We start from the raw sequence: 26,444 nt of genomic DNA, 5'->3' as shown, positions 1-26,444 counted from the left end.
TCACCCGGCCCAGGGCTCGTACAGGGTGCCCGTGCCGCCGGCCACCCGCAGCCGGAGCAGGAACGGGCCCGCGTCGTCGCCCCGGCCCAGGGCGTGGTCCAGGGCGGCCGGCAGCTCGTCGGGGTGCTCGGCGCGGGCGGCCGGGCAGCCGAGCGACTCGGCGAGGGCCGCGAAGTCGATGCCGCCGATGTCCGTACCGGGGACGGGCGCGACACCGATCCGGCGGCCCAGTGCGCGGACGGCCGCGTAACCGCCGTTGTCCAGCAGGACGTAGGTGACCGGCGCCGCGTACCGGGCCGCGCTCCACAGCGCCTGCACGGAGTAGAGCGCCGAGCCGTCGCCGACCACGCACACCACTCGGCGCCGGTCGGCGAGGGCGCGACCCACCGCGAGCGGCAGACCCCAGCCGAGCGCGCCGCTGCCCGTGGTGAGGAAGCCGCCGCTCAGGTCGACGGGCACGCGCGCGTGCAGGGCGTCCCGGTGGCTGGGTGCCTCCTCGACGAGCACCCGGTCGCGCGGCAGCCGGGCGGCGAGCAGGTCGAAGAACAGTTCCGGGGTGATGTGCTCGGCGGCGCGGGCGGCCGCCGGCGCGAGGCGGGGTGGCGGCGGGTCGCGGTCCGTTTCCTCGAGCAGCTCCATGAGCCGGGTCACGGCGGGCCGCAGGGTCGTCAGGATGCTGGTGCCGGTGGGCAGCCAGGCGGCCTGGCCCGGGTCGCAGTCCAGGTGGAACAGGTCGGTGCCCGGCGCCAGGGGCGGCCCGTCGTCGGCCACGTGGTACGTGAACACCGGGGCGCCCAGGGCCACCACCACGTCGTACGGCGCCAGGCGCGCGGCCAGCGGCCCGGCGACCGGCGGCAGGAACCCCTGGAACAGCGGGTGCGACTCCGGGAACCCGGAGCGGCCGGACAGGGGGCTGATCCACACTCCGGCGCGGATCCGCTCGGCCAGCACCCGGACCTCCTCCAGCGCGTCCTCGTCGTCCACACCGGGGCCGACCACCAGGGCCGGGCGGGCGCACGAGCCGAGCCGGGCCGCGAGCGTGGCGAGGGCGTCCGAGTCGGCCGTGAACGCGGAGTGCACCGTGCGGGGCTCGACGGGCTCGGCGGGCCGGTCCCAGTCGTCCTCGGGAACGGATACGAAGACCGGGCCGCGTGGCGGTGTCATCGCGATCCGGTACGCCTCGGCGAGCACGGCCGGCACGTCCTCGGCCCGCTCCGGCTGCCGGGCGGACTTCACGTACGGGCGCGGGAACAGGGCCGGTTCGTCGGCGCCGAGGAACGGCCGCAGCCGGATCAGTGAGCGTGCCTGCTGGCCCGCCACGACGACCAGGGGCACCCGGTCGCGGAAGGCGTTGAAGACGGCGCCGAGCGCATGCCCCACCCCGCCGGCCGAGTGCAGGCTGACGAAGGCCGCGCGACGGGTGCCGAGGGCGTGTCCGGCAGCCATGCCGACGACGGTCGACTCCTGCAGGCCGAGCACATAGGTGAAGTCGTCCGGCCAGTGACGGAACATGCGCAGTTCCGTGGAGCCCGGATTGCCGAAGACCGTGGTCATGCCGGTGTCGCGCAGGAACCGCACCACGGCGTCGCGCACCGTTGTCGTCACGAAGCCCTCCTTGGACCGACGATCCGCCTCTCGACCGCGAGCAGTCCGGTGTTGAGGAGATACCCGAGCACGCCGAGCAGCATCAGCGCGGCCCACACGGTGAGCAGGTCGGAACGCGACTGGGCGTCGGTGAGCGTGAAGCCGATCCCGTCGGCGGTGCCCGGGAGCAGTTCCGAGAAGACCATCAGGATCAGGCACAGCGACAGGCTCAGCCGGAGCCCGGCGAAGATCCGGGGCAGCGCGGACGGCAGGACGAGGAACCACAGTCGCTCCGGTCCCGTCAGCCGCAGCACCGCCGCCACCTCCAGCCGCAGCGGATCCGTGGCCCGGGCGCCCTCCGCCGCGTTGACCAGCACCGGCCACACGGCACTGAACGCGATCGACGCCACCTGCATCGGCGTACCGAAGTCGAGGACGACGACGAACACCGGCACCAGGGCGGGCGGCGGGACGGCCCGAGCGAACTGGAGCACCGGGTTGCACAGCGCGTACGCCCGCCGCGAACGGCCCAACGCGACGCCCAGCAGGATTCCGGCGACGGCGGCGATCACGAAGCCGGCCGCCATCCGACCGAGGCTGGGCAGGATGTTGTCGACGGCCGCGGTGGTGAGGAAGAGATGCCCGACGGGCCCGGAGAACCACAGGTCGTGGGCGTGACGGGCGATGCGGAGCGGGGGCGGGAAGTACACGCTGCCGTGCGCGCGGGCGGCCGCCTCCCAGCAGGCGACGGCGAGCAGCAGTACCGACCAGCGCAGCAGCAAGGGTACGGCGGTCCGGGCTCGGGGGGTCACCGAGCCGCGCAGGGCCCGGCGGCCGGGCTGCGCGTCCGCCGTCATGCCCCGGCCCCTTGCCGTCCCGTCCCGAACCGCCGCGGTGCGCCCCGGGGTTCATGGGCCCAGGCGAACAACCGCCGCTCCGCGCCGACCAGAAGGGCGTTGATCACCAGCCCGAGGGTCCCCGCCCACAGGACGCCGGCCAGGACGTCCCGGGTGCCGTCCGTGGCCGTCTGCGCCTGGGCGATGAAGATGCCCAGCCCCTCGCCGAACCCGGAGAGGATCTCCGAGGCGACGGCCAGGATGAGGGCGACCGCGGCGGAGATCCGCACCCCGGCGGCGATGAACGGGGCGGTGCCCGGCAGTTCCACCCGCAGCAGCACCCCGATCCGCCCGAAGCCGAAGGCCCGCAGCGTGTCCTTGGCCAGGGGATCGGTCTCGGCCAGCCCGTAGACGGTGTTGAACAGCACCGGCCACACGGACGCGTACGCGATCAGCGTCACCTCCGCACCGGTGCCCGACCCGAGCAGCAGCGACACCAGCGGGATCAGGGCTACGGACGGCAACGGCCGCAGGAACTCCACGACCGCGCGCAGGGCGGCCTCCAGGACCGGTACCGTGCCCAGCAGCAGCCCCAGCGGCACGGCGATCCCACAGGCGAGACCGAGGCCCAGTGCCCAGGCCCGCAGCGTGACCCCGATCCCGTCGAGGAAGGTCCCGTCGCCCGCCAACCACGCGGCCCGGGCCAGGACTTCGGAGACGGGCGGCAGATAGCTGCGCCGGACGACCCCGGCCCGGCCGACCGCCTCGCAGGCGCCGAGGGCCAGAGCCGCGCCGAGGGCGCCGAGCAGGAACTCCTGACGCCGTGTCATCGGGCCAGCAGCGATGCCGGGTCGACATCCTTCTTCAGCAGACCTTGGTCGCGCATGAGCCGGACGATACGGTGCAGCTGCGCGGGGTCGGCGGTCACCGGATATGTCGGCAGGTGGATCGACTCGGCCTGTTCCGCGGTCACCTTGGTGTACTTCGGCAGCTCCGCGCGTACGGCCCCCGGGTCCCGGGCGGCGATCCTCGAGGCCGCCTCGATGGCGCGCCGGAAGCCCGCTGCCGCCTTCGGGTGCTTCTGCACGAAGTCCCGCGTGGTGACGTACCCGCTGGCGGGCAGGCCCTGCACCGGCGGTGAGTCGCCGTCCAGCAGCACCCGGGCGCCCAGCTCACCCCGGATCGCGCTGTCGAAGGGCTCGACGGCGTGGACGGCGTCCACCTGGCCCTGCTGCAGGGCGGGGCCCATCTGGGGGAAGAGGATCTGCCGGTAGACGGGCCGGCCGGCACCCTTGGCACCCAGGATCGCGTTCAGGGTCAGCGACTGGATGTTGTTGAGGACGGCGACGGCGACCTTCTTGCCCGCGAGGTCCGCCGGAGTCCTGATCGTCGAGTCCTTGGGCACCAGGACGTCCATCATGTGCGGGGCGATCCGGACACCCTCGGCGAGGATGCGCAGGTCCAGGGTGCCCTTCTCGTACGCCTGGAGGTAGGTGACGTAGTTCGCGCTCGCGATCACGCTCACCTGGCCCTTGATCAGCGCGGGCAGCGCCTGGACGCTCTGCTGCACGGGCCGGATGCGCACGTCCAGGCCCTCCTTGGCGAACAGACCCCGGTCCCGGGCGAGATAGAGGGCCGCCGAGTCGGTGAGCGGCAGAGCCGCCACGGTCAGCTCCTGCCGCCCGTGGTCGGAGGAGGAACCCGCGCTCTCACAGCCGGCGAGGATGAGTGCCACGGCGGCGATGGCCGCCGCGAACCTGGTTCGTCCCGATCGTGATCGACGTAACGCCATACGGGCATGCGTACCCGTGATTGTCGTGATCGCTACATGACGAGTGGTGGTTTTCGTCGAGCTTTGGAGAAATGCGAAGCGTTGCAGGGGAGTTAGGGTCCCGGCATGACTGGGCGAGACGTGGGAATCATGCACCCCGGTGCCATGGGCGCGGGCGTGGCGGCGCAGGCCGTGATTGCGGGAGCAAGGGTGTGGTGGGTGCCGGAAGGGCGCTCGACGGCCACCCGGGAGCGGGCTGCCGAGGCCGGGCTGCGCCCCGCCTCGGCAGCCTGGCGGAACTGGCGGCGACGTGTGACGTCGTCCTGAGTGTGTGTCCTCCGGCCGCCGCGCTCGACGTGGCCCGGCAGACCGCGGCCACCGGCTTTCAAGGGGTCTACGTCGACGCCAACGCGATCAGCCCCCGGGCGGCGGCAGGGATCGGCGCCCTCTTCCAGGGCTGCGCGGCCACCGTGGTGGACGGCGGAATCACCGGCCCGCCTCCCCGCCCGGCGGGGCGGACCAGGCTCTACCTCTCGGGAGACACGGAAGCCGTCGAGGAGGTCTCGGCGCTGTTCGACGGCACGCTGCTCACCCCGGTCGCGCTGGACGGCCCCCTCGGGCGGGCCTCCGCGCTCAAGCCGGCCTTCGCCGCCTACAACAAGATCTCGTACGCCCTCGCCGCACAGGCCTGCGCCCTCGCCGACGGCCACGGAGTGCTGGACGACCTGCTGGACCTGGCGGCCCACCTGCTGCCCGGCACCCCGCTCGCGCGGCCGGAACACCTGGTGAGTGCCGGGCCCCGGGCCTGGCGCTGGGGGCCGGAGATGCGGGAGATCGCCCAGGCCTGGCGGGACACCGGACTGCCCGGCACCTTCGCCGAAGCCGCGGCCGGGACCTTCGACCGCTGGCACGCCCACAAGGACGACCCCACGGTGACCGTCGCCCGGCTCCTGTCGGACCTGACCGGGGAGTCCCCCACCCCGCACCCCTGAGTCACCCCTCCTTGAGCCTGGAAACCGATCGGTTTACGATGCTGGAAACCGATCGGTTTCACCTGTCTGGAGACTGCTGTGACCGCACTCAAGAACTCCGTCGTCCTCGTCACCGGCGGCAGCCGGGGCATCGGAAAGGCCCTCGTCGAGGAGCTGTACGAGCGGGGAGCCGGGAAGGTGTACGCCACCGCCCGCGACCCGCGCACCATCACCCACCCCGACGCCGTCGCGCTGCCCCTGGAGGTCACCGACCCCGCCTCGGTGGCGGCCCTGGCCGAGCAGGCGCCGGACGTGACCGTGCTGATCAACAACGCCGGCATCGCGACCGGCGCCCGAGTGCTCACCTCGCCGCTGGAGGACGTCCGCCGCGAGTTCGAGATCAACTACTACGGCCCGCTGCTGCTCACCCGCGCCTTCGTGCCGGTCATCGAGCGCAACGGCGGCGGCCACATCCTGAACGTCCACTCCGCACTGTCCTGGCTCGCCGACGGCAGCAGCTACAGCTCCACCAAGGCAGCCCTGTGGTCGCAGACCAACAGCCTGCGCCTGGAGCTCCGGTCCCGCGGCATCCAGGTGACGGGCCTTCACATGGCTTACGTGGACACCGACATGACGGCCGGACTCGACGCCCCGAAGGCGAACGCCCACGACATCGCGGTGGCCGCCCTCGACGGCATCGAGTCCGGAGCATACGAGGTGCTCGGCGACGACGCCACCCGCCGGGTCAAGTCGGTCCTCTCGCAGGACCTCGCTTCGATGTACCAGCAGCTCGCCAAGTGAGCCCGGAATCCGAGCCGTTGGGGCGTGGCGCAGGTCAGGCCCCCGGACACGTCCGGATGTGACACCGCGTTCTTGCCCGCCCCGCCGTTCATGGCGTACCTGTGCCACCGGTCGAGGTACCGGAACGGAACGGTGAGGTGGATCCGATGGCACGCACACTGGTGATCGGCGGCGGCATCGCGGGCACGGCGGCCGCGCTGGGCCTGCAGAAGGTGGGACACGACGTCGCCCTCTTCGAGGCGCACCCCGACACCGCCGAGGACATCGGCGCCTTCCTGACCCTGGCGACGAACGGCATGCGTGCCCTGGCCCAGCTCGATGCCACGGACGCCGTCACGGCCGTCGGTTTTCCGCTGACTTCGCTGCGCCTGCTCGACCGCACGGGCACCGAGGTGACACATGCGCCACTCGCCGGGGCGGACGACCCCGCCCTGCGCTACCGCTGTTTGCGCCGCGGCGAGCTGAACGCGGCCCTGCAGGCGGAGGCGGCCCGGCGCGGCATGGCCGTCGTCCACGGCGCCCGCCTGGTGTCCGTGGACGACGGTCCCGACGGTGTCACCGCGCACTTCGCTGACGGCAGTACCGCCACCGGAGACCTGCTGATCGGCGCGGACGGCCTCAACTCGGCCGTGCGCGGCCATGTCGCGGCCCTCGCGGCACAGCCCCGGTACGCGGGCCAGCGCGTCTTCTACGGCTACACGGACAGCACTCCCGCGGCCGAGGACACCGGCGCCATCACCATGGTGCGCGGCAGCAGGTCCGCCTTCGGGTACGCGGTCTCGCCGGCGGGGGAGACGTACTGGTTCGCCCGCGTCGCCGGCGACCCGCTGCCCGCCGACCGTCCCGCGTACCGCGCGGCCGCCGGCGACCAGCGCGAGGAGCTGCTTCCCCTGCTGCGCGAGGACACCGGTCCGGCCGGCGACATCGTCGCGGCCTGCGCCGACCGCACGATGGTCGTCAACGCCGCCGAGATGCCGCTCGGCACCCCCTGGCACGTGGGCCGAGTCCTCCTCATCGGCGACGCGGCCCACGCGGCCTCCCCGGCCACCGGGCAGGGCGCCTCGATGGCGCTCGAGGACGCCGTCGTCCTGGCCAAGGCCCTGCGCGACACCCCCGACCCGCGCACCGCGTTCACCGTCTACGAGCAGCACCGCCGCCCGCGCGTCGAGCGCAACATCACCGTCAGCGGAGGCATCTCCCGCGGCACCCACACCCCCTCACGCGCCGCTTCCGCAGCTCCCGGCGCCTCACGTGTCGATGACGCGCTGATCCGCCAACTGGCCTGGGAGACACCGCTCCCGGCCGGCGTCGACGGGGAGCGCTGAGCGGCGCGCCGCCGCGAAAGTGCAAGAGGCGGAGCATGGGAGTCCATTGCCGGAGCAACCACCGGGCCCGGATCGTTCCGGTGCAACCGGCCCTTCGGCAACAAGGAGCACCCGTGCGACTGTTGAGCAGAGCAGGCGGCGCCCTGGCCGCGGCCGCCGCCCTGACCCTGGGCGGCGGCACACCGGCCCCGGCGGCCGCCGCGCCCCCGGCCACCGACGCGACCTACAGCGTGAGCGTCGGGACACCGGTGCCGTTCACCCACCCCACGGACACCCCCGCCACCCCGTACACCGACAAGGACGGCACCTTCCACTACCAGCAGTCCGCCGCCCTCTACGGCGCCGACGACCCGCGCACCTGGGACTTCTACACCGGCAAGGACTTCGACACCGCCAAGTTCGACAAGACGCTGAGCAAGGCCGTCGACCCGGCCAACTCCGCCGACCGCAACGACGACACCACCTGGCGATGCAACAACAGCCCGACCGGCCGCGAGGCGACGTACGCCCCGAGCGGTTCCGGTTACGCCCAGAAGAACTACTGCGACCTGTCCGGGGTGTGGGTCGACCCCGACACCGGTGACTGGTACGGCCTGGTGCACAACGAGTTCACCCCGCAGCCCTTCGGGGACGGACTGCACTACGACGCCATCGACTACGCCGTCTCCACCGACCGGGGCCGCACCTGGACCATCGAGGACCACGTCCTGACCTCCCCGTACAGCACGCAGCGCGGGGACTCGACGGCCTTCCCGAACCAGACGTACTCCTACGGCGACGGCGACCAGCGCCTCTACGTGGACACCGCCTCCGGGTACTTCTACGTCTATTACGGCTCCCGGATCGTGGACAAGAAGGGAGGCTGGAAGGCCTTCTACGAACACGTGGCCCGCGCTCCGATCTCCGCGAAGATGGCCCCCGGCTCCTGGCGCAAATGGTACGACGGCTCCTGGTCCCAGCCCGGCACCGGCGGCCGGGAGAGCAACATCGTGCCCGTCGACGCCGATCACCCCACCGGCTACACCCCTGTCTCCGGCGAGTACGACCCGGCCAGCACCGGCACCGCCGCCGAGCAGATCGCGGCCGGCAAGATGCCCCCGACCTCGCCGCTGTTCGTCATGAACATCGCCTACGACGCCCACCTCGGCCTGTACATCGGGGAACCGCAGGCCGTCGACCAGAGCGGCGACTCACCGCAGTACTTCTACGCCAGCGACGACCTGGCCTCCCAGAAGTGGCGCCTCATCGGCGACACCGGCGGCTACACCAACGCGTCCTGGTACCGCTGGTTCCTCGACCCCGCCAACCGGACCAGCTCCGCCGTCGTCGGCAGGACCTTCCGCTCGTACTGCTCCTTCGGCTGCTCCCACGACTCCTCCGGCGAGTACGTCGACGTCACCATCGACTCCGACCGGCCCACCGCGCCACCGGTGGACACCACCCGCCGCTACCGCATCACCGGTGGCACGGGCCGGGTCCTCGCGCAGAGTTCCGGCGGCGCCGGCACGACATCCGTCGCGTCCCCCACCGGCTCCGCCCGGGAGTCGTGGACCTTCACCGCCACCGGCGACGGCGCCTTCACCCTCGCCAACGCCGCCAGTGGCCGTCTGCTGGGCGTCGACTCCGCCACCACCGCAGGCCGTGCCTGGGGCGCCCGGCCGACCGTCACCGCGGCACCGGCCGGCGGGCCGACCGTCGGCCAGCAGTGGTTCCTGATCCGCTGCGCCTGCGACGACGGCGGCTACCGTCTCGTCAACCGCTACAGCGGCCTCGTCCTCGCCCTGTCCGGCACCTCCGGCCGACGCGCCGAGACCACTCCGGCACGCAACTGGACGGACACGAGCGGGAGTTCCGTCGGCGGCGGCCGCACCGCCGCCGAACAGACCCTGGCCCTCACCCCGACCGGCCCGGCCCGCACGCGGTGATCGACTCCGGGCCCGCCGACCCGGCGGGCCCGGGACCTATCCTGCCCGCATGCTGATCGACAACGGGGAGTCCGACGCCCACCTGGCCCTGGCGGCCGCCCAGGCGGGCGCGGACGTGGTACGCGACATGTACGGGCAATCCCTCGCCCGCTTCGAGAAGTCCGCCGGCGACTTCGCGACGGCGGCGGACCTCGCGGCGGAGAAGGCCATTCTGGAGGTGCTGCGCGCCGCGCGGCCCGACGACGCCGTGACGGGGGAGGAGAGCGGCAGCACCGGCGCCGACGCGGCGCGGCGCCGCTGGCTCGTCGACCCCCTGTGCGGCACCCTCAACTACGCGGTGCGGAACATGCTGGTGGGGGTGAACGTGGCCCTGCGGGCGGGCGACGAGATCACGGCGGCCGCGACGGCCGACCCGTTCAACGGCGAGGTGTTCTGGACCGACGGGCAACTGGCCTGGGTCCGAAGCGACGGCAGGGACGAGGAGTTGGCGCCCAGGCCCGACTCGCAACTGGTGGACGTCAATCTCGACCCGCCGTTCCCCAACGCCCCGGGGTTCCGGGCGGTCCGCCTCCTGGCCGACCCCGGGTTCGTGCGGCGGTTCCGGCCCCGGGTGGTCTCCACGACCCTCGCGGTCGCCTGGGTGGCCGCCGGCCGCCGGGCCGCGTACGTCACCGACGGCGACCTGCGCGACAGCGTGCACTTCTCTGCCGGCATCGCCCTGTGCCGGGCCGCCGGCTGCACGGTCACCGGCATCCACGGCCAGCCCCTGCACACCGGCGTGGGCGGGCTGATCGTGGCCGCCGACCCGGAGACGCACGCCGCACTGCTGGAGATGGCCGGGAACCAGACACGGCAGCAGGTGTAGCGCGATCCGGCACGCCTTCGGAGGTTTTGACTTCCGAAGGCTTGTCGCCCAGTTGGCTCACCACTTAAATCAAAACATGAACTAAGTCATGGGGTCAGCTTCTTGACCTCCGCAGCCGCATGGAGCCGCCACATGAGAGTGAGATCCCTGGGCATCGCGCTCGCCGCCACGGCAGCGCTGATCGCCCTGCCCACCACCCATCCACCGGCCGCCGCGGCCGACACCCCGCTGTCACAGGGGAAGACGGCCACAGCGTCCTCCGAGGAGGACTACGGCACCGCCGCGGCCCAGGCCGTCGACGGCGACTCCGGTACCCGCTGGTCCTCGGCCGCAGCCGACGACCAGTGGTTCCAGGTCGACCTGGGCGCCACCGCCTCGGTCACCCAGGTGGTCCTGAACTGGGAGACCGCCTACGGCAAGGACTACAAGGTCCAGATATCCACGGACGGGACCAGCTGGACCGACCTGAAGTCCGTCACCGGCTCCGACGGAGGAGTCGACACCCTCGACGTGTCCGGGCAGGGCCGCTACGTCCGCATGCTGGGTGTGCACCGCGCGACCCAATGGGGCTACTCCCTCTGGGAGTTCCAGGTGTTCGGCTCGACGAGCGGCACCCAGCCCGCCTGCGGCACCGCGAACGCCGCACAGGGCAGGCCGGCCACCGCCTCCTCCACCGAGAACGCCGGCACCCCCGCCTCCGCCGCCTTCGACGGCGACACCGGAACCCGCTGGTCCAGCCAGGCCTCGGACCCGCAGTGGCTCCAGGTGGACCTCGGCTCGGTCAAGGACCTGTGCAAGGTCGAGCTGAACTGGGAGACGGCGTACGGCAAGGACTTCCAGATCCAGGCCTCCGCCGACGGCCAGAGCTGGAGCACCCTCAAGAGCGTCACCGGCGCGAGCGGTGGCACCGCCTCCTACGACGTCAGCGGCTCCGGCCGCTACCTCCGGATCAACGGCACCGCACGCGGCACCGGCTACGGCTACTCGCTGTGGGAGGTCGCCGTACACACCGGCTCCACCGGCACCCCGCCGGTCCAGGGCGGCGGCGACCTCGGTCCGAACGTGATCGTCGTCGACCCCTCGACCCCCGATCTCCAGAAGAAGTTCGACGACGTCTTCGCCCAGCAGGAGTCCAGCCAGTTCGGCACCGGGCGCTACCAGTTCCTGCTCAAGCCCGGCACCTACGACGGCATCAACGCCCAGATCGGCTTCTACACCTCCATCTCCGGTCTCGGCCTGAACCCCGACGACACCCGGATCAACGGCGACGTCACGGTGGACGCGGGCTGGTTCAACGGCAACGCCACCCAGAACTTCTGGCGTTCGGCGGAGAACCTCGCCATCAAGCCGTCCAACGGCACGGACCGCTGGGCGGTCGCCCAGGCGGCGCCCTTCCGCCGTATCCACGTCCAGGGCGGCCTCAACCTTGCCCCGAACGGCTACGGCTGGGCCTCCGGCGGCTACATCGCCGACTCGAAGATCGACGGCACGGTCGGGCCGTACTCCCAGCAGCAGTGGTACACCCGCGACAGCTCGGTCGGCGGCTGGACCAACGGGGTCTGGAACATGACCTTCTCCGGCGTCCAGGGCGCACCGGCGACCAACTTCGACAGCGGTCCGTACACCACCCTGGACACGACACCCGTCTCGCGGGAGAAGCCGTTCCTCTATCTCGACGGCTCCACCTACAAAGTCTTCGTCCCGGCCAAGCGCACCAGCGTCCGCGGAGTCTCCTGGCCGGCCGATGCGGGCACGTCCCTCCCGCTCGACCAGTTCTACGTCGTCAAGCCGGGCGCCACCGCCGCCACCATCAACCAGGCCCTCGCCCAGGGCCTCAACCTCCTCTTCACACCCGGCGTCTACCACCTCGACCAGACCATCGACATCACCCGCGCCAACACCGTCGTCCTCGGCCTCGGCCTCGCCACCCTCGTCCCGGACAGCGGCATCGACGCGATGCACGTGGCCGACGTCGACGGAGTCAAGCTGGCCGGATTCCTGATCGACGCGGGCCCCGTCAACTCCGACACGCTCCTGCGGATCGGCACCCCCGGCTCCACCGCCGACCACTCCGCCAACCCCACCACCATGCAGGACGTGTTCGTCCGCATCGGCGGCGCCGGACCCGGCCTCGCCACCGACTCCGTGGTGGTCAACAGCAACGACGTCGTCATCGACCACACCTGGATCTGGCGCGCCGACCACGGCAGCGGCGTCGGCTGGGACTCCAACCGCGCCGACTACGGCCTGCGCGTCAACGGCGACGACGTCCTCGCCACGGGCCTGTTCGTCGAACACTTCAACAAGTACGACGTGTACTGGAACGGAGAACGCGGCCGGACGATCTTCTTCCAGAACGAGAAGGCGTACGACGCCCCGAACGCCGCCGCCATCACCCACGACGGCATCGTCGGCTACGCGGCCTACAAGGTCGCGGACTCCGTCACCACGCACGAGGCATGGGGGCTGGGCAGCTACTGCAACTACACGGCCGATCCCTCGATCGTCCAGGCCCACGGCTTCCAGGTCCCGACCACGGCAGGCATCAGGATGCACGACCTGCTGGTGATCTCCCTCGGTGGCAAGGGCCAGTACGCCCACGTCGTCAACACCACGGGAGCCCCCACCTCGGGAACGGACACCGTCCCCTCCAAGGTCACCCGGTTCCCGTAGTCCCGAACGGCGTACCAGAGCGGGCGGCCGCCGTCCCTTGCCGCTGAGATGGAAGGGTCCCTACGTCAACCAGTGAGGCAACTCATGCGTATGCGCAGCTTTGCTACCACAGCAGTTCTCGCAGGTGCCCTTGCCCTGGCCGGCACGACGGCCGCCTATGCGGCCGATCCGAACCCGGTCGGTGTCGCCACCGACAGCCCTGGCGTCCTCTCCGGCAACGTCATCCAGATCCCGGTCGACCTCGACGCCAACCTGTGTGGCGACACCATCGACATCATCGGGCTGCTGAACCCGGCCCTCGCCAACACCTGCACCAACGGCTGAAACCGTCCCGTGCGCCGGTCCCTGCCGAGGGGGACCGGCGCACGGCTGTCCGGACCGGCTCAGTCACGCGCCGCCGGAGCCTCACGCCTGGAGGGCGGGGCGTCCTCCTGTTGAGCGGGCGTGCCGGTGCGTCGGCGGCGCAGCAGCAGGCGTCTCGCCGGGCGTTCCACCGCCTCGTACAGGAGCCAGGACAGCCCGAGGGAGAGGGCGAAGGCGGCGGTGGTGACCGCCAGGCCGGCCAGGACCCCGAAGTGCGGCTTCGTGCCGAGCAGGTTGGTGCCCGCGCGCAGGACCAGCAGGTGGATCATGTAGAAGGCGAACGACAGTTCCCCCAGCCGCACCATCCGGCGGTGCCGCCACAGCGAGGGCAGCCCGTGCGCATCCGCGACCGCCGCGGCCGGGATGAGCAGGGTGAACCCGGCGATGGTGCAGACGGTGGCGGAGTAGCCGGGTGTGACCTGCGGGACCAGGAAGTAACCGATGATCGCCAGGGCCAGCGAGGCCTCGAGGCCGGGCCCGCGCCAGCGGCCGAGCAGCACCAGCCGGGCCGTGACGGCGCCCAGGACGAACTCGGGCAGGCGGGCGGCCGGCAGGGAGTAGATCGACTCGTCCATCCAGTGGTGTGCGTCCGCCCGGGCCAGGACCAGTACCGCCACCACCGAGAGTCCGCCGAGCACCGTCGCGCCTCGTGCGCCCAGCCGGCGCAGCAGCAGGATCAGCAGCGGGAAGGCCGCGTAGAAGAACGCCTCGCAGGCCAGCGACCAGCTGACCGGGTTCAGCGTCTGCCACCAGGGGCGCCACCAGGAGTGCAGCAGGAAGACGTTGGCCAGCGCCTGCTTGGGCGTCGGCTTCGGCTGATGGGCCAGCGTGTACGTCATCACGAACGCGACGGCCAGGGTGACCAGGTGCACCGGGTAGATCCGCGCGATGCGCCGCCGCCAGAAGGCGAGCGCACGGTCACGCGGCCGCGCGGACCACGTCAGCACGAAACCGGACAGCACGAAGAAGAACGACACGCCCGTGGCGCCGGCCCCGAACGCCCAGGTCACGATGCGACCGGGGTGGCCTCCGAAGTAGCCGAAGTTGTTCACGTGCAGTCCGAACACCAGCAGCGCCGCGACCCAGCGCAGCCCGGTGAGGGACGGCAGGGAGGACATGGCGGCGGGCGGGGAGGATCTCGGCGAGGTCGTGGATGCGTCGGTTCGTACGGACGGCGTCCGGGGCGCCCGGGTCGTCGCCGTGCTCATCCAATCACCTGCCGCAGGAGGTTCGCGTGGGGCATGAAGGGGAGCGTTGCCCGTTCGCCCCCTCTCCATCACATCGCGTTGCAAACATCACACTGCTGCCGAACGACGGAACCCGCGGTATGCCACGGACGGCCGGACCTGGTGCACCCTTAAGAGTGAACGGTCAAGGCATCTCCCGTCGATCGCTGCGGGATGGTGCGGGCTCACGGTGAACTCCTCGCCTTGCGAGGTGAGTTCCGGCCGGTGCCGTGCGACTGCTGGTCCTCGGCGTCCTCGGCCAGTCGTTCGATCCGCGCGGCCGCTGCCCGGGCGCGGCGCCCGGCCTCGCGTACATCCCGGTCGGCCTTGCGCGCCCGCTCACGGGCGCTCTGCTCGTCGGCGCGGGCCCGCTCCTGCTCCTCCTGGACGCGCCGCGCCTCCTCCCGGAGCTCCCGCAGCCGCTCCTCCGCCTCGGCCGACCGCCGGGCAGCCTCCACCGCCCCCGTTTCGGCGGCCGCCGCCTCCGCCTGCAGGGCACGCAGCTCTCGCTCGGCGTCCCGGGCCTGCGCGCGGGCCTCGGCGAGCTGCCGGCGGCGCTCCTCGCCGCCGCCGCGTCGCATGGCCTTCGGCTTCGGCTTCGGCGCGGGCGCGGGGCGGCGCCCGACGGCAGCCGCGTCGGCGTCCGGGAACCCGGTCGCCGCGCCGAGCGGCTTCACCAGCCGGCCCGCCGCCCACTCCCGGGCGGCCTCCGGGTCGGCGAGGACGGCGTGCAGGGTCTCCTCGACCTCGCGCTGAACGCCCTCACCGACCGGATGACCCGCCTCGGCGGCCAGCCGCCGCGCCTGGCGCCCGAGCGCACCGATCACCTCACGCTGTCTGCGGGCGAGCAGGCGCAGCTGCTGACCGTCCAGTTCGCGATGCGCCCGGCGCAGCTCCGCACCGAGCCCGAGCAGCGGCTGGACCTCGTCGGGCAGTCTGCGGACCAGGAGATTGCAGGCCCACGCGGCCAGGCTCGGGCGCCGCAACGCGGCGATCTCCTCGGCGAGGTCCCGCTCGCCGGACGTACGGGCCTGCGCGGCATACCGGTCGCGGGCGGCGACGAACTCCTCCGGCCGCAGCCCGTACAGCTCATCGGCGACCGCGTCGAGATCCATCGGAGTCCCTCTCGAGCACCCCCGCTACGGAGTCCGAGTCTCCCACCCGATGGGCTTTATGCGCGGTATGTGTCGTCCGTAAGGTCGGCGAGGCGGGCCTCGAAGCCGTCGAGGATGCATCGGAGGCCGAACGCGAAGGTGTCCTCGGGTGCCGCCGAGTAGTCGGTGGCAGCCTGTGTGCCGAGGCGCTCACGCAGTCGTGGGAAGCCCATCGCGATCTCGCCGGCCTGGGTCATGGCGGCCGCCAGCTGCTCCTCGGCGTCCCCCCCGCCCCTGTTCAGGCGGCGGGTGAGGGAGACCTGTGCGGCGGAGCCCAAGGCGCTGCCGAGGACGAAGACGAACACCGTGGCGGCCGCCCGATCGGCGTCGGCGGCGGTGAAACCGGCCTTCTCGTAGAGGGCGAGGGTGTGGTCGTCGTAGCGCGACTTGTGAGGGCCGTACAGGAGATGGCTGCCGAACGCCTGACCGAGCCACGGGTGCCGCAGGAGCATCGCGTGCATGCCGGCCGCCGTGGCGACGGCGGCCGACCGCCAGTCGGTGGTGTCGAGCTCGGGCAGCTCGACCTCGTCCCAGATCGCATCCCCGGCGAGCCTGACCAGGTCGTCCTTGGTCTTGATGTGCCAGTAGATCGCGGTAGCGGCCGAGCCGAGTCGCTGCCCCAGGCTGCGCATGTTGAGCCCGTCCAGTCCGCCCTCGTCCAGCAACTCGATGGCGGCACGGACGATCTGGTCTGCGGTCAGGGTGTCTCGCGGCATGGTCGCAAGTGTAGGTGAACTTAGTTCAAGTCACCCACTTGCACTTAGTTCGGGAAGCCGTCTAGGCTCCATTGCACTAAGTTCAAGTCAAGGTCACGGGGAGAAGATGACGATGTCGCAGGATGCGCTGTCGGAGTTCGTAGCGGCGACGGCCGAGGAGTTCGGCATTCCCGGTGTGTCCGTCGGGGTGCTGATGGACGGTCAGGAGATGTACGTCTCCCACGGCGTGACCAGCCTCGGTCAGCCGCTGCCCGTCGACGAGAGGACACTGTTCCCGGTCGCGTCCGTCACCAAGACCGTCACCGCCACCGCGCTCATGCGCCTGGCGGAGCAGGGCAAGGTGGAGCTGACCGCGCCGGTGCGCCGGTACGTTCCCGAGCTGAAGCTCGTCGACGAGTCGGCCGCGGAAAAGATCACCGTGCTGAACCTGCTCAACCACACCGCGGGGCTCGACTGGAACCTGATCGACGCCGACGGGGACGACACCTCGCTGGCCGCGTTCGTGGCCAAGATGGCCGAGCTGGAGATGATCGCGCCGCCCGGCACCCGGGCCTCGTACAGCCAGGCCGGGTACAACCTGGCCGGGCGGGTGATCGAGAAGGTCACGGGCCAGGACTTCGAGCAGGCCGTGGCCGCGCTGGTCCTGGAGCCGCTGGGGCTGTCGAACACGTTCTTCGACCTGGACGACGTCATGATCCGGCCGTTCGCCGTGGGGTACAACCGCGACGAGGACGGGGCCCTGCGGACCGCGGGGCCGTGGAAGGCGTTCAAGGCGGGTGCGCGCGGCAACAACCCGGGCGGCGGCATGGTGTCCTGCGCCGCCGACCTGCTGCGCTGGGCCCGTTTCCATCTCGGTGCCGGGGACGGTGTGCTGTCCGCCGAGGCGCTGCGAGCCATGCGGACGCAGACGGTCGAACTGCGCGGCAGCACGCTCGGGGACGGCTTCGGCATCTGCTGGTTCCTGCGCGGGGTGGACGACGTCCGCACGATCGGCCACGGCGGCTCGGGCAACGGCCAGTTCGCCGAGCTGCTCCTCGTGCCCGAACGGAACTTCGCCGTCGTCTCCCTGGCCAACTCGGGTCCGGACGGCTACCAGTTCAACCAGGCCGTCACACGCTGGGCCCTCGAGCACCACCTCGGCGTGGTGGAGCGGGATCCGGAGCCGGTGCCGTACGACGCGGCACAGGCCCGGGCGGTCGCCGGCCGGTACGAGATCGACGCCATGAACCTGGACATCGCCACCGACGGGTCCGGGATCACGCTCGCGGTCGGGATCAAGCCGGAGATCCGTGCGGCCTCGCAGACCGAGATGCCACCGGACTACCCGCCGGCCGCCATGGGCTTCCTGCCGGGCGACGGGCACGAATACATCATCACCGAGGGCGGTCTGAAGGGGCAGCGCGGTTTCTTCACCCTGGACGGCGACGGCGCGGTCATCGGTGTCGACCTGGCCGGCCGGCTCTTCAGCCGGGCCAAGGGTGCGTGATCATGAAACAGAGCGCGCATGTCCGGCAGGCCGAACCCGAGGACTACGACCGCATCATCGCGGTGGTGGACGAGTGGTGGGAGCGACCCATCCGCTCGGTTCTGCCCCGGCTGTTCCTGGACCACTTCCATCGCACGAGCCTGGTCGCCGAGGACGGCGACGGCCTGGCCGGGTTCCTGGTCGGGCTGATGTCCCCGTCGGTGCCCGATGCCGCGTACATCCACTTCGTCGGAGTGGCGCCACGGGCCCGCGGTGACGGGTTGGCCCGTGGCCTGTACGAGCGGTTCTTCGACATGGCCGCGGCCGGGCACCGTACCGAGGTGAGGGCGATCACCTCTCCGCAGAACGAGCGCTCCATCGCTTTCCACACCGCGATGGGCTTCACGGTGACCGGCCCCGTCCGCGACCACGACGGCCCGGGCGTCGACCGCATGGTCTTCCGGCTGCGGCTCCCGCACCTCAGCCCCGGTGGCCGCCGCACTTGACCACGTCCTCCACCGACAGCCGGGCCCTCGCCGGCGCATGGTCGACCGACTCACGGCCGACGATCGCCGCGGAGATCTCCGCGGACCCCGGTGGCCGAGGCCCGAGTGCTCCGGGATGCCGACGTACCACACGCCGACCTACGGCTGCTCGCGCATCCCGGAGTGCCTGAGGTTCAGGGCCTTGAGTGCGTCCGGCCATCCCGCAACGCCCGGCGCGACTTTCGCCGACCGGTCCGCTCCCTTCGGCCCCTCGTCGTAGACCATCGGGGGACGGCGCCGGCGGGTGCGCGCCCGACAGGGTGGGCGTATGGAGAAGAACCAAGGGATCAACCGCGCACAGTTCCTCGCCGGGATGGCGTCCGCCGGGCTCGCCGCGACGGCGCTCACCGCGGGCACGGCCCACGCGGGGGAGAGGCGGCAGGGACTGCGCCACCGGGGTGTCGTCTACACCGTCGGCGAGGGCGAGTCACCGGCCACCGGCTTTCGGACGGCCCGGATGCGCAAGGACATCCGCGCCATCCGCGACGAGCTGCACGCGGACACCGTGGACGTCACCGGCGACGGCGTGGAGCGGCTCACGGCCACCGCCGCGGAGGCCGCCGAGCGGGGCATGCACATCTGGCTGCAGCCGACCCTCGGCGACGTCCCCGAACGGGACATCCTGGACCACCTCGCCGAGACCGGCCGGTTCGCGGAGCGGCTGCGCCGGCAGGGCGCGAGCGTCGACCTCAGCGTGGGCTGCGAGTTCTGGCTGTTCGTACCCGGCATCGTTCCCGGCGACACCGTCTTCGAACGCATCCAGAACCTGCTGGACGGCAAGGTCGACCCCGTCAGGATGCAACGCCTGCTGGACCGCTTCACGGCCAAGGCGGCCGCGGTCGGCCGCTCCGTCTTCCACGGCCGGCTCAGCTACGCGGCCGCCCAGGAGGACACGGTCGACTGGCGGCTCTTCGACATCATCGGCATCGACTACTACTCGTACTTCCCGCGCCGCGCCGACTACGTACGGGAGCTGCGCAGCTACCTGCGCTGGGGCAAACCGCTGGCGATCACCGAGTTCGGCACCTGCGCCTACGTCGGCGCGCCCGAGACCCGGGGCATGGGCTGGAACATCGTCGACCGGGACAAGCATCCCGAGGAGATCAAGGGCGATCTGGTCCGCTGCGAGCGCACCCAGGCCGACTACCTCATGCGGCTCCTCGACGTCTTCTCCTCGCTGAACCTGTACGCGGCGATGGTCTTCGAGTTCGTGGCCCTCGACGCCCCGCACCGCCCCGGCGACCCCCGGCACGACCTCGACCTGGCGACCTGCGCCATCACCAAGACGCTCGAGGACCGCCCGTTCGACCCCGCCTCCCCTCGGCACCGGGAACCCAAGCGGGCCTTCCACGCCCTGGCCCGCCGGTACGCGAGCGAGGCGTCCCGGGGCTGACGCACAGGACCCGGAACCGCGCGCTCACACGTTCGGGGGACCCCTCGGCTCGGCGCGCGGTGGTCCCGGACTCGCGGCCGGATGATGCGTCCGTGCCCACCGGTCGGAATCCGGCCGACGACATGTGGCCAGAATTGCATCGTTCGTTTTCTTGAATCTCTCGTGTTTATGAGGGTAGGTTCGGGGTCATGACCGCATCCCAGACTCCGACCACCGCCGAGGAGCTGCGCGGTGCCGGCCTGCGGGTGACGGCCGCGCGTGTCGCACTGCTCGAGACCGTCCGCCACGGCGATCACCTCGATGTAGAGGCGATCACGTCCGGCGTACGCGACCGTGTGGGCCACATCTCCGTCCAGGCCGTGTACGAGGCGCTCCACGCGCTCACCGCGGCCGGACTCGTACGCCGTATCGAACCGCCCGGCAGCCCGGCCCGGTTCGAGGGACGCGTCGGGGACAACCACCACCACCTCGTGTGCCGGTCGTGCGGCGTCGTCGCAGACGTCGACTGCGCGGTCGGCCACGCCCCCTGTCTGACCGCGGCCGACGACCGCGGCTTTTCGATCGACGAGGCCGAGGTCATCTACTGGGGCCTGTGCCCCGACTGTTCCAGCGCCGCTACCGCAGCACCGTGAACCCCTCAGTTCGGAAGGATTCCCCATGTCCGAGAACACCCCTGCCGAGGCGAAGTGCCCGGTCGCGCACGACCGTGCCGCGCACCCGACCCAGGGCGGCGGGAACCGCCAGTGGTGGCCGGAGCGGCTCAACCTGAAGATCCTTGCCAAGAACCCCGCCGTGGCCAACCCGCTCGGTGAGGAGTTCGACTACGCCGAGGCCTTCGAGAGCCTCGACCTCCCCGCCGTGAAGCGGGACATCGCCGAGGTGCTCACCGACTCCCAGGACTGGTGGCCCGCCGACTTCGGCAACTACGGCCCGCTGATGATCCGCATGGCCTGGCACAGCGCGGGCACCTACCGCATCAGTGACGGCCGTGGTGGCGCCGGCGCCGGCCAGCAGCGCTTCGCCCCCCTCAACAGCTGGCCGGACAACGGCAACCTCGACAAGGCCCGCCGCCTGCTGTGGCCGGTGAAGAAGAAGTACGGCAAGAGCCTGTCCTGGGCCGACCTCATGATCCTCGCCGGCAACGTGGCGCTGGAGTCGATGGGCTTCAAGACCTTCGGCTTCGGCGGTGGCCGTGCGGACGTGTGGGAGTCGGAGGAGGACGTCTACTGGGGTCCCGAGCAGATCTGGCTCGACGACCAGCGCTACACCGGCGACCGCGAGCTGGAGAACCCGCTCGGCGCGGTCCAGATGGGCCTGATCTACGTCAACCCGGAGGGCCCGAACGGCAACCCGGACCCGATCGCCGCGGCCCGCGACATCCGTGAGACCTTCCGCCGCATGGCGATGAACGACGAGGAGACCGTCGCCCTCATCGCCGGTGGTCACACCTTCGGCAAGACCCACGGTGCCGGCCCGGCCGAGAACGTCGGCCCCGAGCCCGAGGCCGCTCCGATCGAGCAGCAGGGCCTGGGCTGGAAGAGCACCTACGCCAGCGGCAAGGGCGGCGACGCGATCACGTCCGGCCTGGAGGTCACCTGGACCGCCACGCCGACCCAGTGGAGCAACGGCTTCTTCAAGAACCTGTTCGAGTACGAGTACGAGCTCACGCAGAGCCCCGCCGGTGCCCACCAGTGGGTGGCGAAGAACGCCGAGGCGATCGTCCCCGACGCGCACGACGCGTCGAAGACGCACCTCCCGACGATGCTCACCACCGACCTCTCGCTGAAGTTCGACCCGATCTACGAGCAGATCTCGCGTCGCTTCTACGAGAACCCGGAGGAGTTCGCGGACGCTTTCGCGCGCGCCTGGTACAAGCTGACCCACCGTGACATGGGCCCGAAGTCGCTGTACCTCGGCCCGGAGGTCCCGGCGGAGACCCTGCTGTGGCAGGACCCGCTGCCGCAGGCCGAGGGCGAGGTCATCGACGCCGCCGACGTCGCGGCCCTGAAGGCCAAGCTGCTCGACTCGGGCCTTTCCGTTTCCCAGCTGGTGTCCACCGCCTGGGCGTCGGCCTCGACGTTCCGCAACAGCGACAAGCGCGGCGGTGCCAACGGCGCCCGCATCCGCCTGCAGCCGCAGGCCGGCTGGGAGGTCAACGAGCCCGACCAGCTCGCCCAGGTGCTGCGCGTCCTGGAGGGCATCCAGGCGGAGTTCAACTCCGGCGCGAAGAAGGTCTCCCTGGCCGACCTGATCGTCCTCGGTGGTGTCGCCGCCGTGGAGAAGTCCGCCAAGGACGCCGGTCACGACGTCGAGGTGCCCTTCACGCCGGGCCGTGTGGACGCCACGGCGGAGCACACCGACGCGGAGTCCTTCGCCGCGCTGGAGCCCACCGCCGACGGCTTCCGCAACTACGCGGGCAAGGGCAATCGCCTGCCGGCCGAGTACCTGCTGCTCGACAAGGCGAACCTGCTGGGCCTGAGCGCGCCCGAGATGACCGTCCTGGTCGGCGGCCTGCGCGTCCTCGGCGCCAACCACCAGCAGACCTCGCACGGCGTTCTCACCGACGCCCCGGGCAAGCTGACCAACGACTTCTTCGTCAACCTGCTCGACCTGGGCACGACGTGGAAGTCCACCTCGGAGGACCAGACCACCTTCGAGGGCCGCGACGACGCGACCGGCGAGGTCAAGTGGACCGGCACCCGTGCCGACCTGGTCTTCGGCTCGAACTCCGAGCTGCGCGCGATCGCCGAGGTCTACGCCGCTGACGACGCGAAGGAGAAGTTCGCCAAGGACTTCGCCGCCGCGTTCGGGAAGGTCATGAACCTCGACCGGTTCGACCTGGTCTGATCACACCCCTGAAGGCGTCCGGACCGGCCCCGCACGGGCCGGCCCGGACGCCTTCGGCGTTCTCGTGGACGCATACGCGGACGGCCGGGTCCCACGGGACCCGGCCGTCCGCGCGGGCTCGCGTCAGCGGCCCAGCGCCGCCACGCCCGCCTGGGCGTAGCGCTCGTCCAGGTCGCCCGAGGGGGCACCCGCGACGCCGATGCCCGCGACCGGGGCACCCTTGGCGGTCACCGGGGCACCACCCCCGAGGAACAGCGTGCCCGGGATGTCCTTCAGGTTCGGCGCCTGCTCCAGCCGCTTGGCCAGCTCGGACGTGGGCGCGTTCCAGGACACCGCGGTGAACGCCTTGCGCTCGGCGGACTCGTACGACTGCGGTCCGGCGTCGTCGCCGCGCAGGGTGACCAGGGTGTTCCCGTTGCGGTCGACGACGGCCACCGACACCTGCCGGCCGTCCTTCTCGGCGGCGTCCACCGCGGCCTGCGCCGCCTTCGTGGCCGCGTCGAGGGTCAGGTGCGTGGTCTCGGTGAGGTTGCCGCTCCGGGCGGACACGGCGGCGGGCACGGTGCCCGTGGAGTCGGCGGCACTGGCGGCGACCGTACCGACGACACCGGCACCGGCGATCGCGAGGACGGCGCCGCCGACGAGGACGCGGGTACGGCCGGACGGCTTCTTGCGGCTGGACATCACGAAGGACCTCTCTGCGGTCGGATTCGGGGGGCGGAGTCGCTCCCGTACCGATCCTCGGCCCGGATCCGGGCCCAGGAGGTCGACGGACCGGTTGCCTCGGGGGTCATCCGATCGGATGACCCCCGACGCGCCGGGCCAGGGAACAATGGAGGGTGTTTGCCCAGCTCAGCGCGATGACGAGGAAGGATTCTCCGGTGGCCGTGCCCGAACGCGACGACACCCGTGCCCTCACCGTCGTCATGCACACCGCGTTCTTCGTGCTGCTGGCGGCGTCCCTCGCCCGCTACCTGGCCCGGCACGCCGAGGGCCCGCGTACCCCCTGGATCATCGCCCTCTCCGCCCTGCTGGCGGTGCTGTACGTGCTCGGCCCGGCTCTCGGCACCCGCCCCACCCCGCGCCGGCTGGCCTGGCTGGGCCTGGTGGTGGCGACCTGGGCGCTCCTCGTGGTCCTGGCGCCCAGCTTCGCCTGGTGCGCGGTCCCGCTCTTCTACACCGGCCTGCGCACCCTCCCCGCGCGCGCCGCGATTTCGCTGGTGGCGCTGCTGACCGCGCTGGCCGTCGCGGCCCAGCTGAGCCTCGCGGGCTGGCCGGACCCCAACGTGCTGCTCGCACCCCCGGCCGTGGCCGCGGTGGCCACCACCGTCTACGTCGTCATGCAGCGCCAGTCCGCCCGGCGCGACGCCCTGATCGACGACCTGGTCCGCACCCGCCGCGAACTCGCCGCCACCGAGCGCCGCGAGGGCACCCTCGCCGAACGCGAGCGGCTGGCCCGGGAGATCCACGACACCCTCGCCCAGGGTCTGTCCAGCCAGCGCATGCTCCTGCAGGCCGCGGACCGCCTCTGGGACACCGACCCGGACATCGCCCGCGACCACGTCCGCGCGGCGGCGTCGATCGCCGAACGCAGCCTCGCCGAGGCCCGCCGCTTCGTCCACGACCTGACCCCGGCCGACCTGGCCGAGGGCGGCGGCCTGCTCCATGCGCTGCGCGCGGTCGCCGAGCGCGAGACGACGCCCACGCTCACCGTCCGCGTCCACACGGAGGGCGCTCCGCCCGCCGCACTGCCCGCCCCCGTGGAGTCGGCCCTGCTCCGCATCGCCCAGGGAGCCCTGGCCAACGTCCGCGAACACGCGGCCGCCACGACGGCGACCCTCACCCTCACCTGCCTGGACGACCAGATCGTCCTGGACGTGACCGACGACGGCCGGGGCTTCGACACCGCTACGGTCCCGGAAGCCGAGGGCCGCGGCCACGGCCTCCCCGCCATCCGCGCCCGTCTGCGCCAGCTGGGCGGCACCCTGACCATCGAGTCGGCAGCGGGCGAGGGCACGGCCCTGTCCGCCGCGATCCCGCTGGAGCCCAGATGACCGCGACACCCGAGCCCGCCCCCAAGGCCCCCGTCCGCATCCTCGTCTGCGACGACCACGCGGTCGTACGCGCCGGCCTGCTCGCCCTCCTGCACAGCGCACCGGACATCGAGGTCGTCGGCGAGGCCGGCAGCGGCGAGGAGGCGCTGGCCCTCGCCCGCAGGACGACGCCGGACGTGGTGCTCATGGACCTGCAGCTGGGCGAGGGCATGGACGGCGTGGAGGCCACCCGTCGACTCCGCGCCCTCATCCCCGCCCCGCACGTCCTGGTCCTGACGACGTACGACACCGACGCGGACGTCACCCGCGCCATCGAGGCCGGAGCCACCGGCTACCTGCTCAAGGCGGAGCGCGCCGAGGACCTCTTCACCGCGATCCACGCCTCCGCCCAGGGCCGCCCCGCCCTCTCTCCGCCGGTCGCCGACCGCGTCATGTCCCGCCTGCGCAACCCCCGCCCCGCCCTCACCCCCCGCGAACGCGACATCCTCGTCCACCTCGCCCAGGGCCTGCCCAACCACGCCATCGCCCGCGCCCTGTACATCAGCGAGGCCACGGTCAAGACCCACCTGCGCCGCATCTACGACAAGCTCGGCGTGGACACCCGGGCGGGCGCCGTGGCCGTGGCCAAGGAACAGCGGCTGCTGTCCTGAGGCCGTCATGCCCCCGGCTGCGCTGCTGTGGCGGCGCGGCGCGACCTCGCGCAGCGTGGGGCATGGGGGATCCAACGGCGGGGCCGGTGCTCTGGCCACGAGAGAGGTGGGACGCATGGACACGGAGGATTCCCGGCCCCGGATCGTGGCCGGTGTCGACGGGTCGCCGTCCTCGTACGCGGCCCTGCGCTGGGCCGTGCGCTACGCCGGGCTCATCGGCGCCACGGTGGACGCGGTGGCCGCCTGGGAGCTGCCGGGCCTGTACGGCTGGTCGGGGCCCGCGGTGGACATGGACGTCGACGAGGAGGACGCCCGCGAACGGATGGCAGGGGAACTGACCGAGGCACTCGGCGCGGAGGCGGCCGCCTCGGTACGGCCGCTGGTGGTGCACGGCAATCCCACGGACGTCCTGCTCAGGGCCGCGGAGGGCGCCGAGTGCCTGGTCGTCGGGAGCCGGGGGCGGGGCGGTTTCGCCCGCGCCCTGCTCGGTTCCGTCAGCCAGCACGTGACGCACCACGCCACCTGCCCGGTGGTGATCGTGCGCCCCGGGACGGCTTGAGGCCGGGGCACCGTCAGGGCGAACTCGTGCGGTGCTCTCGGCCGGGAGCCAGGTCGAAGCGCACGTCCACCACCCCTTCCACGGCCCGCACCAGGCGCGCGGCCACGGGAACCAGCCCCGGGTCCTGCACCCGGCCGACGAGCGTCACGACGCCGTCCTCCACCTCCACCTGCAGGGCCGAGCCCGGCGGCGGGAACAGCTCGGACACGACCTCGTGCCGTACCTGCTCGGCGATCTCCGCGTCCCCCCGCAGGAAGACCTTGAGCAGGTCGGCACGGCTGACGACACCCTCGAGCAGCCCGACCTCGTCCACCACGGGCAGCCGCTTGACCCCGGCCCGCGCCATCAGGTGCGCGGCCTCGGCGAGCGTGGCGCCCGGCCGGACGGTGACCGCGGGGGAGGACATCAGGTCGTCCGCGGTGAGCGCGTCGGCCTTGGCCACGTCGGAGCGGCGGCGCAGCCGGACGTACCCCTCCTCCGGGGTGTCCCGGAACTCCTCCTTGGGCAGCAGGTCGGCCTCGGAGACCACACCGACGACCCGGCCCTCTCCCTCCAGTACCGGCAGGGCGCTGACCCGCCAGTCGTGCATCAGCTGCACGATCTCCTTGAACGGGGCCCGCCGGCCGACGGCGGCGACCGTGTGGGTCATGACATCGCTGACGATGTACGGGGTGCCGTACATGGTGACTCCCCTGGGTCTCGTGCGGACGGTCCTGCCGCT

General features: G+C 72.0%; 24 protein-coding genes. 15 read left to right on the top strand and 9 right to left on the bottom strand.

Annotation, left to right across the window (positions count from 1 at the left end):
* The 4 genes from mdlC to ACIF83_RS20060 are packed head-to-tail and all read right to left on the bottom strand — an operon-like array spanning position 1 to position 4,155.
* Positions 1-1,605 (bottom strand): benzoylformate decarboxylase, encoded by a 1,605-nt coding sequence (gene mdlC, locus ACIF83_RS20075; protein WP_399728549.1) that lies wholly within the window; start codon positions 1,603-1,605, stop codon positions 1-3.
* Positions 1,602-2,441: an ABC transporter permease gene (locus tag ACIF83_RS20070; protein ID WP_398139914.1), complete on the bottom strand. Its 840-nt coding sequence runs from the start codon at positions 2,439-2,441 to the stop codon at positions 1,602-1,604. Before ACIF83_RS20070 ends, mdlC begins: the two co-directional genes overlap by 4 nt.
* Positions 2,438-3,250 (bottom strand): ABC transporter permease, encoded by an 813-nt coding sequence (locus ACIF83_RS20065; protein WP_393478222.1) that lies wholly within the window; start codon positions 3,248-3,250, stop codon positions 2,438-2,440. Before ACIF83_RS20065 ends, ACIF83_RS20070 begins: the two co-directional genes overlap by 4 nt.
* Positions 3,247-4,155, bottom strand: a complete 909-nt coding sequence (locus ACIF83_RS20060; protein ID WP_398139916.1) for an ABC transporter substrate-binding protein — start codon at positions 4,153-4,155, stop codon at positions 3,247-3,249. Before ACIF83_RS20060 ends, ACIF83_RS20065 begins: the two co-directional genes overlap by 4 nt.
* Positions 4,156-4,406: 251 nt before the next feature.
* On the opposite strand from ACIF83_RS20060, the gene ACIF83_RS20055 reads away from it, so the two are divergent.
* The 7 genes from ACIF83_RS20055 (at position 4,407) to ACIF83_RS20025 (ending at position 13,075) form a co-directional block, all read left to right on the top strand.
* On the top strand, positions 4,407-5,183 hold the full coding sequence (locus tag ACIF83_RS20055) for a DUF1932 domain-containing protein (RefSeq protein WP_399728544.1): 777 nt from the start codon (positions 4,407-4,409) through the stop codon (positions 5,181-5,183).
* A 78-nt stretch (positions 5,184-5,261) separates the two neighbouring features.
* Positions 5,262-5,963, top strand: a complete 702-nt coding sequence (locus ACIF83_RS20050; protein WP_399728541.1) for an SDR family oxidoreductase — start codon at positions 5,262-5,264, stop codon at positions 5,961-5,963.
* A gap of 146 nt (positions 5,964-6,109) precedes the next feature.
* Entirely contained in the window at positions 6,110-7,288 is a 1,179-nt protein-coding gene (locus ACIF83_RS20045) for an FAD-dependent oxidoreductase (RefSeq protein ID WP_393478234.1), read from the top strand.
* A 113-nt stretch (positions 7,289-7,401) separates the two neighbouring features.
* A complete protein-coding gene (locus tag ACIF83_RS20040) occupies positions 7,402-9,213 on the top strand; it encodes an RICIN domain-containing protein (protein ID WP_399728538.1) in 1,812 nt (603 codons plus the stop codon).
* A 49-nt stretch (positions 9,214-9,262) separates the two neighbouring features.
* Positions 9,263-10,078 (top strand): inositol monophosphatase family protein, encoded by an 816-nt coding sequence (locus tag ACIF83_RS20035; RefSeq protein WP_399728535.1) that lies wholly within the window; start codon positions 9,263-9,265, stop codon positions 10,076-10,078.
* Positions 10,079-10,210: 132 nt separating this feature from the next.
* Positions 10,211-12,751: a discoidin domain-containing protein gene (locus tag ACIF83_RS20030; protein ID WP_399728533.1), complete on the top strand. Its 2,541-nt coding sequence runs from the start codon at positions 10,211-10,213 to the stop codon at positions 12,749-12,751.
* 90 nt (positions 12,752-12,841) lie between these two features.
* A complete protein-coding gene (locus ACIF83_RS20025) occupies positions 12,842-13,075 on the top strand; it encodes a chaplin (protein ID WP_393478241.1) in 234 nt (77 codons plus the stop codon).
* A 59-nt stretch (positions 13,076-13,134) separates the two neighbouring features.
* Here the strand turns inward: ACIF83_RS20025 and ACIF83_RS20020 are convergent, their stop codons facing one another.
* The 3 genes from ACIF83_RS20020 to ACIF83_RS20010 all read right to left on the bottom strand — a co-directional run bounded on the left by ACIF83_RS20020 (position 13,135) and on the right by ACIF83_RS20010 (position 16,210).
* The gene (locus tag ACIF83_RS20020; RefSeq protein WP_393478243.1) at positions 13,135-14,322 is read right to left on the bottom strand and encodes an acyltransferase family protein; all 1,188 of its coding nucleotides are present in this window, start codon (positions 14,320-14,322) and stop codon (positions 13,135-13,137) included.
* A 203-nt stretch (positions 14,323-14,525) separates the two neighbouring features.
* Positions 14,526-15,455 (bottom strand): hypothetical protein, encoded by a 930-nt coding sequence (locus tag ACIF83_RS20015; RefSeq protein WP_399728529.1) that lies wholly within the window; start codon positions 15,453-15,455, stop codon positions 14,526-14,528.
* 56 nt (positions 15,456-15,511) lie between these two features.
* A complete protein-coding gene (locus ACIF83_RS20010; protein WP_399728526.1) occupies positions 15,512-16,210 on the bottom strand; it encodes a TetR/AcrR family transcriptional regulator C-terminal domain-containing protein in 699 nt (232 codons plus the stop codon).
* Between the two features lie 112 nt (positions 16,211-16,322).
* Between ACIF83_RS20010 and ACIF83_RS20005 the strand changes: the two genes are divergently transcribed.
* The 5 genes from ACIF83_RS20005 (at position 16,323) to katG (ending at position 22,460) form a co-directional block, all read left to right on the top strand.
* On the top strand, positions 16,323-17,696 hold the full coding sequence (locus ACIF83_RS20005) for a serine hydrolase domain-containing protein (protein WP_399728523.1): 1,374 nt from the start codon (positions 16,323-16,325) through the stop codon (positions 17,694-17,696).
* Between the two features lie 2 nt (positions 17,697-17,698).
* Entirely contained in the window at positions 17,699-18,181 is a 483-nt protein-coding gene (locus ACIF83_RS20000; protein ID WP_393478252.1) for a GNAT family N-acetyltransferase, read from the top strand.
* Between the two features lie 307 nt (positions 18,182-18,488).
* Entirely contained in the window at positions 18,489-19,613 is a 1,125-nt protein-coding gene (locus ACIF83_RS19995; protein WP_399728520.1) for an abortive phage infection protein, read from the top strand.
* A 188-nt stretch (positions 19,614-19,801) separates the two neighbouring features.
* Positions 19,802-20,245: a Fur family transcriptional regulator gene (locus tag ACIF83_RS19990; protein WP_145882408.1), complete on the top strand. Its 444-nt coding sequence runs from the start codon at positions 19,802-19,804 to the stop codon at positions 20,243-20,245.
* 25 nt (positions 20,246-20,270) lie between these two features.
* Positions 20,271-22,460 (top strand): catalase/peroxidase HPI, encoded by a 2,190-nt coding sequence (gene katG, locus ACIF83_RS19985; RefSeq protein WP_393478258.1) that lies wholly within the window; start codon positions 20,271-20,273, stop codon positions 22,458-22,460.
* 123 nt (positions 22,461-22,583) lie between these two features.
* Here the strand turns inward: katG and ACIF83_RS19980 are convergent, their stop codons facing one another.
* The gene (locus tag ACIF83_RS19980) at positions 22,584-23,144 is read right to left on the bottom strand and encodes a heme-binding protein (protein WP_399728515.1); all 561 of its coding nucleotides are present in this window, start codon (positions 23,142-23,144) and stop codon (positions 22,584-22,586) included.
* 176 nt (positions 23,145-23,320) lie between these two features.
* Here ACIF83_RS19980 and ACIF83_RS19975 point away from each other — a divergent pair, with 176 nt between their 5' ends.
* From ACIF83_RS19975 to ACIF83_RS19965, 3 genes are all read left to right on the top strand, one after another.
* Entirely contained in the window at positions 23,321-24,514 is a 1,194-nt protein-coding gene (locus tag ACIF83_RS19975; protein WP_399728512.1) for a sensor histidine kinase, read from the top strand.
* Positions 24,511-25,164, top strand: coding sequence for a response regulator (locus ACIF83_RS19970; protein ID WP_393478932.1), 654 nt, complete (start codon positions 24,511-24,513; stop codon positions 25,162-25,164). Before ACIF83_RS19975 ends, ACIF83_RS19970 begins: the two co-directional genes overlap by 4 nt.
* 115 nt (positions 25,165-25,279) lie before the next feature.
* Entirely contained in the window at positions 25,280-25,723 is a 444-nt protein-coding gene (locus ACIF83_RS19965) for a universal stress protein (RefSeq protein WP_393478935.1), read from the top strand.
* Between the two features lie 13 nt (positions 25,724-25,736).
* Here ACIF83_RS19965 and ACIF83_RS19960 read toward each other — a convergent pair whose 3' ends face one another.
* Positions 25,737-26,405, bottom strand: coding sequence for a CBS domain-containing protein (locus ACIF83_RS19960; protein WP_393478937.1), 669 nt, complete (start codon positions 26,403-26,405; stop codon positions 25,737-25,739).
* Positions 26,406-26,444: the final 39 nt, after the last annotated feature.

This window comes from Streptomyces sp. NPDC085866 (assembly GCF_044541035.1).
In the GTDB taxonomy this organism is placed as follows: domain Bacteria; phylum Actinomycetota; class Actinomycetes; order Streptomycetales; family Streptomycetaceae; genus Streptomyces.
The sequence above is the reverse complement of the archived record's forward strand: the minus strand, read 5'-3'. Positions and strand labels throughout refer to the sequence as shown.

What these genes read in the sequence shown, in the direction of transcription:
- ACIF83_RS20030 (WP_399728533.1), top strand. Translation starts at nt 10,211, where the DNA reads ATGAGAGTGAGATCCCTGGGCATCGCGCTCGCCGCCACGGCAGCGCTG.
- katG (WP_393478258.1), top strand. Translation starts at nt 20,271, where the DNA reads ATGTCCGAGAACACCCCTGCCGAGGCGAAGTGCCCGGTCGCGCACGAC.
- ACIF83_RS19960 (WP_393478937.1), bottom strand. Translation starts at nt 26,405, where the DNA reads ATGTACGGCACCCCGTACATCGTCAGCGATGTCATGACCCACACGGTC.
- ACIF83_RS20035 (WP_399728535.1), top strand. Translation starts at nt 9,263, where the DNA reads ATGCTGATCGACAACGGGGAGTCCGACGCCCACCTGGCCCTGGCGGCC.
- ACIF83_RS20065 (WP_393478222.1), bottom strand. Translation starts at nt 3,250, where the DNA reads ATGACACGGCGTCAGGAGTTCCTGCTCGGCGCCCTCGGCGCGGCTCTG.
- ACIF83_RS20045 (WP_393478234.1), top strand. Translation starts at nt 6,110, where the DNA reads ATGGCACGCACACTGGTGATCGGCGGCGGCATCGCGGGCACGGCGGCC.
- ACIF83_RS19995 (WP_399728520.1), top strand. Translation starts at nt 18,489, where the DNA reads ATGGAGAAGAACCAAGGGATCAACCGCGCACAGTTCCTCGCCGGGATG.
- ACIF83_RS20070 (WP_398139914.1), bottom strand. Translation starts at nt 2,441, where the DNA reads ATGACGGCGGACGCGCAGCCCGGCCGCCGGGCCCTGCGCGGCTCGGTG.
- ACIF83_RS19965 (WP_393478935.1), top strand. Translation starts at nt 25,280, where the DNA reads ATGGACACGGAGGATTCCCGGCCCCGGATCGTGGCCGGTGTCGACGGG.
- ACIF83_RS20010 (WP_399728526.1), bottom strand. Translation starts at nt 16,210, where the DNA reads ATGCCGCGAGACACCCTGACCGCAGACCAGATCGTCCGTGCCGCCATC.
- ACIF83_RS19990 (WP_145882408.1), top strand. Translation starts at nt 19,802, where the DNA reads ATGACCGCATCCCAGACTCCGACCACCGCCGAGGAGCTGCGCGGTGCC.
- ACIF83_RS19975 (WP_399728512.1), top strand. Translation starts at nt 23,321, where the DNA reads ATGACGAGGAAGGATTCTCCGGTGGCCGTGCCCGAACGCGACGACACC.
- ACIF83_RS20025 (WP_393478241.1), top strand. Translation starts at nt 12,842, where the DNA reads ATGCGCAGCTTTGCTACCACAGCAGTTCTCGCAGGTGCCCTTGCCCTG.
- ACIF83_RS20015 (WP_399728529.1), bottom strand. Translation starts at nt 15,455, where the DNA reads ATGGATCTCGACGCGGTCGCCGATGAGCTGTACGGGCTGCGGCCGGAG.
- ACIF83_RS20005 (WP_399728523.1), top strand. Translation starts at nt 16,323, where the DNA reads ATGTCGCAGGATGCGCTGTCGGAGTTCGTAGCGGCGACGGCCGAGGAG.
- ACIF83_RS20000 (WP_393478252.1), top strand. Translation starts at nt 17,699, where the DNA reads ATGAAACAGAGCGCGCATGTCCGGCAGGCCGAACCCGAGGACTACGAC.
- ACIF83_RS20020 (WP_393478243.1), bottom strand. Translation starts at nt 14,322, where the DNA reads ATGAGCACGGCGACGACCCGGGCGCCCCGGACGCCGTCCGTACGAACC.
- ACIF83_RS19980 (WP_399728515.1), bottom strand. Translation starts at nt 23,144, where the DNA reads ATGTCCAGCCGCAAGAAGCCGTCCGGCCGTACCCGCGTCCTCGTCGGC.
- ACIF83_RS19970 (WP_393478932.1), top strand. Translation starts at nt 24,511, where the DNA reads ATGACCGCGACACCCGAGCCCGCCCCCAAGGCCCCCGTCCGCATCCTC.